Here is a 6,217-nt window from a genome sequence, read left to right as displayed (position 1 = left end):
CACAAATTTAACACTTTTCTCAAAATTCATGCACCGTGTTTTCGGCTTGACCCAGTTATTGGCTGTTTTGGTCTTGTTACTAATGATTTTAATTCCCGAATGGATTTATATCCTTGATTGGTTGCATTATATGTTGAAGAAGACTGTCGGGGACATAATCTAGGGCAAGTGTTGATAGACCGTGCAATCGTTGAGGCTGAATTATTAGGATTCAAAACGTATGCACCGTGTTTTCGGCTTGACCCATATTATGAGAAGTTTGGATTCAGATATCTTGGTTCTTGTTATCATCCATGGGGTGAGGAGTCAAGACTTTATCAGATTGACTTATAATATGTTGTAAAGAATACTGTGAAAGCAGGTTAGTGCTTCTTCGTTGGATGGATGTTAACGTGTTCGTGCTTTTGATACTTTTGTTTGAGAAGAAGTCTTTAAGAAAGGTTATGTTTGATTCCGTTCTCTTGGGTAGCGAACAGCGTTTTCCTTTTTCGTCTATTTGCATTATCTTTGTTGTCATGAAACGTTATTACGTATGTTTTTCTATAGCCGGAAGTGATCCTTCTGGAGGTGCCGGTATACAAGCAGACCTTAAAACTTTTTCTGCTTTAGGGTGTTATGGAGCATCGGCGATTACCGCTCTTACTGTACAGAACACCAAAGGGGTTGTACAGTCTGTTCCTGTTGATGCCAATTTGGTATATGAGCAAATAACGGCTGTGCTTTCCGATATGTCACCTACTGCGGTGAAGATAGGTATGACTCCGACAGTTGAGATTATTGAGGCAATTGTGACGGCACTCAACACATTTCCTGTGTCTCATGTTGTGCTTGATCCTGTAATGGTATCATCTTCCGGTTGTCGTTTGATGGACTCTGAAGCTTTAAAAGTGCTGTGTACAAAATTGTTGCCGCTTTGCAGTTTAGTTACTCCCAATATTGTTGAGGCTGTTGTGCTAAAGGAGTGTTTGGAAAAGGAGAAAAGGGTGGATCCGAGTCTTTGTATGCTTGTAACAGGAGGCGATCGCAGTGGAGTGCCTTGTGATGTATTAAGCACTCCGGCAGGACGTGTCGTCTTGAACGGTCATCGTGTTCATACTATTAATGATCATGGTACAGGATGCACACTTTCATCTGCTATCACAGCTTTTTTGGCTCGTGGTTTCCCGCTTGAAGCATCCGTGTGTCAGGCAAAAAAGTTTGTGGAAAAAGCCCTCAAGGCTGGTTTGGAGCAAAGGCTGGGTGGCGGTCGTGGCGGCATGAACCACTTTTTTGCACCAGAGCCTCTGTTAATCGAAGAATTTTGAGTACCTTTGCCTAGTCTTATAGATACTAGAAAACTTTGGAAATTTAATAAATAAACAGACCTCTATAATGAAAGCATTTGTATTTCCCGGACAGGGTTCACAATTCGTTGGTATGGGTAAGGACCTGTACGAAAATCATCCTATTGCTAAGCAGCATTTCGACTTGGCTGATAAGATTCTCGGTTTTAAGATAACTGAAATCATGTTTAGTGGTACGGATGAGGAACTCAAGCAGACGAAGGTTACTCAACCAGCCGTTTTCCTTCATAGCGTGATAAGCGCCCTTTGCTTAGGACAGGAGTTTGCTCCTGAAATGGTTGCTGGTCATTCTTTGGGTGAACTTTCTGCACTTACTGCAACGCGTTGTTTGAGTTTCGAGGATGGCTTGAAACTGGTCGCAGCCCGTGCCAAGGCAATGCAGAAGGCTTGTGAGGCTGCTCCCGGTGCGATGGCCGCCATTATCGCCTTACCTGATGAAAAAGTTGAAGCTATTTGTGAAGAAGTGAGCCAAGAGACAGGAATGGTCGTTGTACCTGCTAATTATAATTGCCCTGGTCAGTTGGTTATTAGCGGTAAACAGGAAGCTGTTGAGGCTGCTTGCGCCAAATTGAAAGAAAACGGAGCCAAACGTGCCTTGTTGCTTCCTGTTGGTGGTGCTTTCCACAGTCCGCTTATGCAACCTGCTAAAGAAGAATTGGAGGCTGCAATAGCCGTAACAGAGTTCCAAAAACCGATATGCCCTGTTTATCAGAATGTTGATGGTTTGGCTCATACTGATCCTGAAGAGATCAAAGCTAACCTTATTAAGCAGCTTACGGCTAGTGTTCTTTGGACTCAGGAAGTCCAGAATATGGTGAATGCCGGGGCTACGGACTTTACCGAATGCGGTCCGGGTAAAGCTCTGCAAGGCATGATTGCTAAAATATGTAAGGGCAATGCAGAGGTGACGGTTCATGGCGTAGGTGAATAAAATGCGTGTGGTATTGTTTAGGATAAAGCAATGCCAGTGAACATAACAGGAGTCAGAGCTAGACAAACCAAGGAATGGTAGTAGTGGTTCTGACTCTTTTTGTTTTTTTGTCTTCGAAAACATAATATAAATGCAAGAAAAAATAACAATATATCAAGTGTTGCCACGACTTTATGGTAACAAGGCTGGACAAAATTTGCCTCATGGCACCATTGAACAAAATGGGTGTGGAAAAATGGCTGATTTTACAGATGAGGTTTTGGCTAATATTCGTGATTTCGGATTTACACATATATGGTATACCGGCTTGTTGGAACATGCCACTCAGACTGATTATTCAGCTTGCGGCATTCGTTGTGATCATCCGGCGGTCGTTAAAGGCCGGGCCGGTTCGCCTTATGCTATCAAGGATTATTATGATATAGATCCGGATCTCGCCGTAAAGCCGGAGCGGCGTATGAAAGAATTTGAAGCTTTGCTTCGGCGTACCCATAAGGCTGGAATGAAAGTTGTCATTGATTTCGTGCCAAACCATGTGGCGCGTCAATATTTTTCTGATGCCAAGCCGGCTAGAGTGAAGGATTTGGGCGAAGGCGATGATATGTCTTTGGGCTTTTCTGCGAACAATAATTTCTATTATATACAAGGACAAACGCTTCACACTGATTTTACTGACGTGCGTGCGGCTGACGGCCCGTATCGTGAGTATCCGGCTAAAGCTACTGGAAATGACTGCTTTAATGCCTGGCCTTCGCGGAATGACTGGTATGAAACCGTGAAACTCAATTACGGTGTTGACTATATGGGGGGGAGGACTTGTCACTTCGATCCTGTACCTTCTACTTGGACAAAGATGACAGATATTCTTCTTTTTTGGGCTAAGAAAGGAGTTGATGCTTTCCGTTGCGATATGGCGGAAATGGTGCCGTGTGAGTTTTGGGCCTATGCCATAGCCAAGGTAAAGACTATTTATCCGGCTGTTCTTTTTATTGCTGAGGTTTATAATCCGGGACTGTATTATGATTATATTCATCGCGGAGGCTTTGATTTTCTTTACGATAAAGTCGGTCTTTATGATACTTTGCGTGCTGTGGTGAGGGGCGAGGCTTCAGCCTCTTGTATCACCGGTTGTTGGCAGAGTATCGATGGTATTCGCTGCCACATGTTGAATTTTCTGGAAAATCATGACGAACAACGGATCGCTTCTCCTTTCTTTGCCGGGGAAGCCTTGCGTGCCGTTCCGGCCTTGGTTGTAAGCGCTTTGATGGGTACCAATCCTTTCATGGTTTATGCCGGACAGGAAGTGGGGGAGGCCGGTATGGATTCCGAAGGCTTTAGCGGTATTGATGGGCGAACGACAATTTTTGACTATTGGTGTGTGGATTCTTTACGACGTCTGTCAACAGCCGATAGGTCTTTGCTGACGGAGGATGAAGTTCGTTTATACTATATTTATAGGCAAGTGATGCGTCTGGCCAATGGTTCGGAAGCTGTTCGTGAAGGTATTTTCTATGATCTCATGTATGCGAATTATGACCGTACTTGTGGTTTTAATCCTGATCGGCAGTATGCTTTTATCAGAAAAGGAAAGGAGGAAACACTCCTTATTGTTGCCAATTTTGATGCGGCAGACATCAATGTCGGAGTACGTGTTCCTGCACATGCTTTTAGTTTTATGGATTTGCGTGGCGGCTTATATGCCGCAATCGATTTGCTTTCGGGAGAAACTCAAACGGTGGAGTTGAAACCTGATGGCTTTACGATGGTGGCAGTGGCAGCCAATAGTGCAGTTGTGCTCAAAATAGAGGGATGAGAAACAGAATTTGTGAGGTAAGAAAGCCGCATCATCGTAACGATGCGGCTTTCTTTATATTGGCAGTAGCGTTTAGTTCCTTTACGTCTACCAGTCCGCTGGCAATGGCGTAGATGGTAAGTCCGCTCACGGAGTGAATGTTGAGCTTGCGTGATATGTTTTTGCGATGGGTAAGCACTGTATTGATGCTGATGAAGAGAAAGGCTGCCACTTCCTTGTTCGTCATGCCGCGCACAATGCAGCAGACAACTTCCTTCTCACGTTCGGAAAGCGGATCAGTAACTGTTTTATCTCCAGTCTTTTCGCTATGGCATAGTCCTTGTTGGGCCAGCTGTTCTTCCAGAATGCCAACTGCAGGCACAAACAATTCGTCTTCCAGTTGGCAATGAGAGCGCAAGTCGGCTTCGCAGTTGAAAATATCGAAGAGCACATAATTGAGTAAGTCTCCGTCCCCAGTGGGGACATAATATTTTATGATAATGTTTTTCAGCTCTTGAAGTTTCTTGTCGATGCCGGTGTGACGGCGGGCAAAGCAGTCTATCTTGAAATTCTTATCGTATGTTCCGTTCAGCAGCCGTTCGACATAGGTGAATATTTTGTGATTTTCATATTCCATGTGCCGCCGTACTTCTCCCATGTAGCCATCATAAAATTTCAGAATGAGCAGAGCCACGTCGTTTTGTTGTGCTGTGTCGATTGCTTCAAGAAGTTTGCGGCGGATGGCCGGCAGCTGGAAACTGAGATAATAGTCGTGAGCATTTTTCAGATAGGTCATTAATGCCGATACTGACACCTGGTCCAGATGCTGTGTCACACTGTCGCTGCCATGACGCATAAAGTTGGCTACAGCCAGAAAAGTAGGTGTATCCACGCCTGCTGTGGCACATATTTCCTGTACAGAGCGGTCGCCAACACCCAAAGGGATGCCAAAACGGCTCATCATTTGCAGCAATTGCGGTGCGTCACAAATGATGTCACTCATTTTTGTATTGTCGTTGTAGTAAGAGGGCATATTCTTGTTTGTCTGTAAAGAAATGTGGGAGTTCCGGCTGCAAAAATAGTCAAAAAAAACTTGCTTTCCCTTTCAGCGGTATCACCATAAGTGGGTATTTGGGCTTGTGCGATCATTTTAACACAATTTGCTTTTAGGCGAAAAATGTTGTATCTTTGTAATAGTAGAGCGGGACTTTCTTATGAAAAGGCCCGCTTTTTGCGTGTTTTTCTGGAGTGGTCATATGTTTTTTTGACGTGTTTTCGGGAAAAAACTCCGTATCGGAATCTAAATTCCAAGTATTCGTGTTAAAAATTCGATACGGACTTTTTGAATTCCAATAGTTAGAATTCAAAAATCAGCCCATTGAAATGTAATGAAAGGTTAAAAATGTTAATATTCAAAGGGGCTGCCATTGGGGCTGAGTTCAATTAAAAAAGACTCGCTTCGGTTATAGGTTACCGAAGCGAGTCCCGACCGGTGTGCCGGATATTTGTTCATTGTTTCCTGAATTCATAATTTTTCCCGCTTTTCCCTTTGGCGCGGAAAATAGAATCGTTCAGTTCTTCTATTTCCACCCAGTCGCGGTTACGCCCGTCTTTAATGATGACATGACAGTTGTATATTTCATAATTGGAAATAAATTTTTCCAATTGCGAGAGGTTAATCAAAACGTCCAGTTCTTCGTTATCATGCCGTGTCGTCATGGCATAGCGGGCCGTGTCACTGCGGTCGCCGTAGATTTTTCCGTAATGTGGCTCCCCTGTTTCGGATGTTAGGGCAATGTCGAATTCGCGTCCATCTTCTGTTACCAGTGTAAAGGCACTCATTCCGAATCCTTCCGAGCGGCCGTAGACGGTGGAGTCGGGCATGCTTTTTTGAGGGGCGGTATCGATAATTTGTGCCGGGGCGGCTATGGAATCGGTATTGCCTTGCTTATCCGAAGATTTGCCTTTTCCGCAGCTGCTCAGCATGAGGCTGAACAGCACTGCTGCGAACATGAAAACTTTCTTCATAATGTCATAATCTTTTAATCGGGGGCTAAGTTACACATTTATTTCAACTTACAAAATAAAACATGGAAACTAATATGGTTATATCAAAAAAATAGCGTAACTTTGTGGCCGGTATTATTTACA

General features: G+C 43.9%; 6 protein-coding genes. 4 read left to right on the top strand and 2 right to left on the bottom strand.

All coding sequences use genetic code 11. The features are described 5' to 3' along the window. Positions 1-117: 117 nt before the first annotated feature. The 4 genes from C5S62_RS14145 to C5S62_RS10590 all read left to right on the top strand — a co-directional run bounded on the left by C5S62_RS14145 (position 118) and on the right by C5S62_RS10590 (position 4,087). Positions 118-333 (top strand): GNAT family N-acetyltransferase, encoded by a 216-nt coding sequence (locus C5S62_RS14145; protein ID WP_371411201.1) that lies wholly within the window; start codon positions 118-120, stop codon positions 331-333. 110 nt (positions 334-443) lie between these two features. Further along, positions 444-1,304, top strand: coding sequence for a bifunctional hydroxymethylpyrimidine kinase/phosphomethylpyrimidine kinase (gene thiD, locus C5S62_RS10600; protein ID WP_223301220.1), 861 nt, complete (start codon positions 444-446; stop codon positions 1,302-1,304). A gap of 67 nt (positions 1,305-1,371) precedes the next feature. Further along, positions 1,372-2,274 (top strand): ACP S-malonyltransferase, encoded by a 903-nt coding sequence (gene fabD / locus C5S62_RS10595; RefSeq protein WP_104405350.1) that lies wholly within the window; start codon positions 1,372-1,374, stop codon positions 2,272-2,274. Between the two features lie 130 nt (positions 2,275-2,404). Next, complete coding sequence (locus C5S62_RS10590; RefSeq protein ID WP_104405349.1) at positions 2,405-4,087, top strand: alpha-amylase family glycosyl hydrolase; 1,683 nt, start codon at positions 2,405-2,407, stop codon at positions 4,085-4,087. A 31-nt stretch (positions 4,088-4,118) separates the two neighbouring features. Here the strand turns inward: C5S62_RS10590 and C5S62_RS10585 are convergent, their stop codons facing one another. Further along, positions 4,119-5,099, bottom strand: a complete 981-nt coding sequence (locus C5S62_RS10585) for a LuxR C-terminal-related transcriptional regulator (RefSeq protein ID WP_223301219.1) — start codon at positions 5,097-5,099, stop codon at positions 4,119-4,121. 476 nt (positions 5,100-5,575) lie between these two features. Further along, on the bottom strand, positions 5,576-6,094 hold the full coding sequence (locus tag C5S62_RS10580; RefSeq protein WP_104405348.1) for a hypothetical protein: 519 nt from the start codon (positions 6,092-6,094) through the stop codon (positions 5,576-5,578). Between the last annotated feature and the right edge of the window lie 123 nt (positions 6,095-6,217).

Origin of the sequence: Prevotella sp. MGM2, assembly GCF_002933955.1 — a bacterium.
Lineage (GTDB): Bacteria > Bacteroidota > Bacteroidia > Bacteroidales > Bacteroidaceae > Alloprevotella.
Note: the sequence above shows the minus strand (reverse complement) of the source record. Positions and strands in the feature narration are given on the sequence as shown.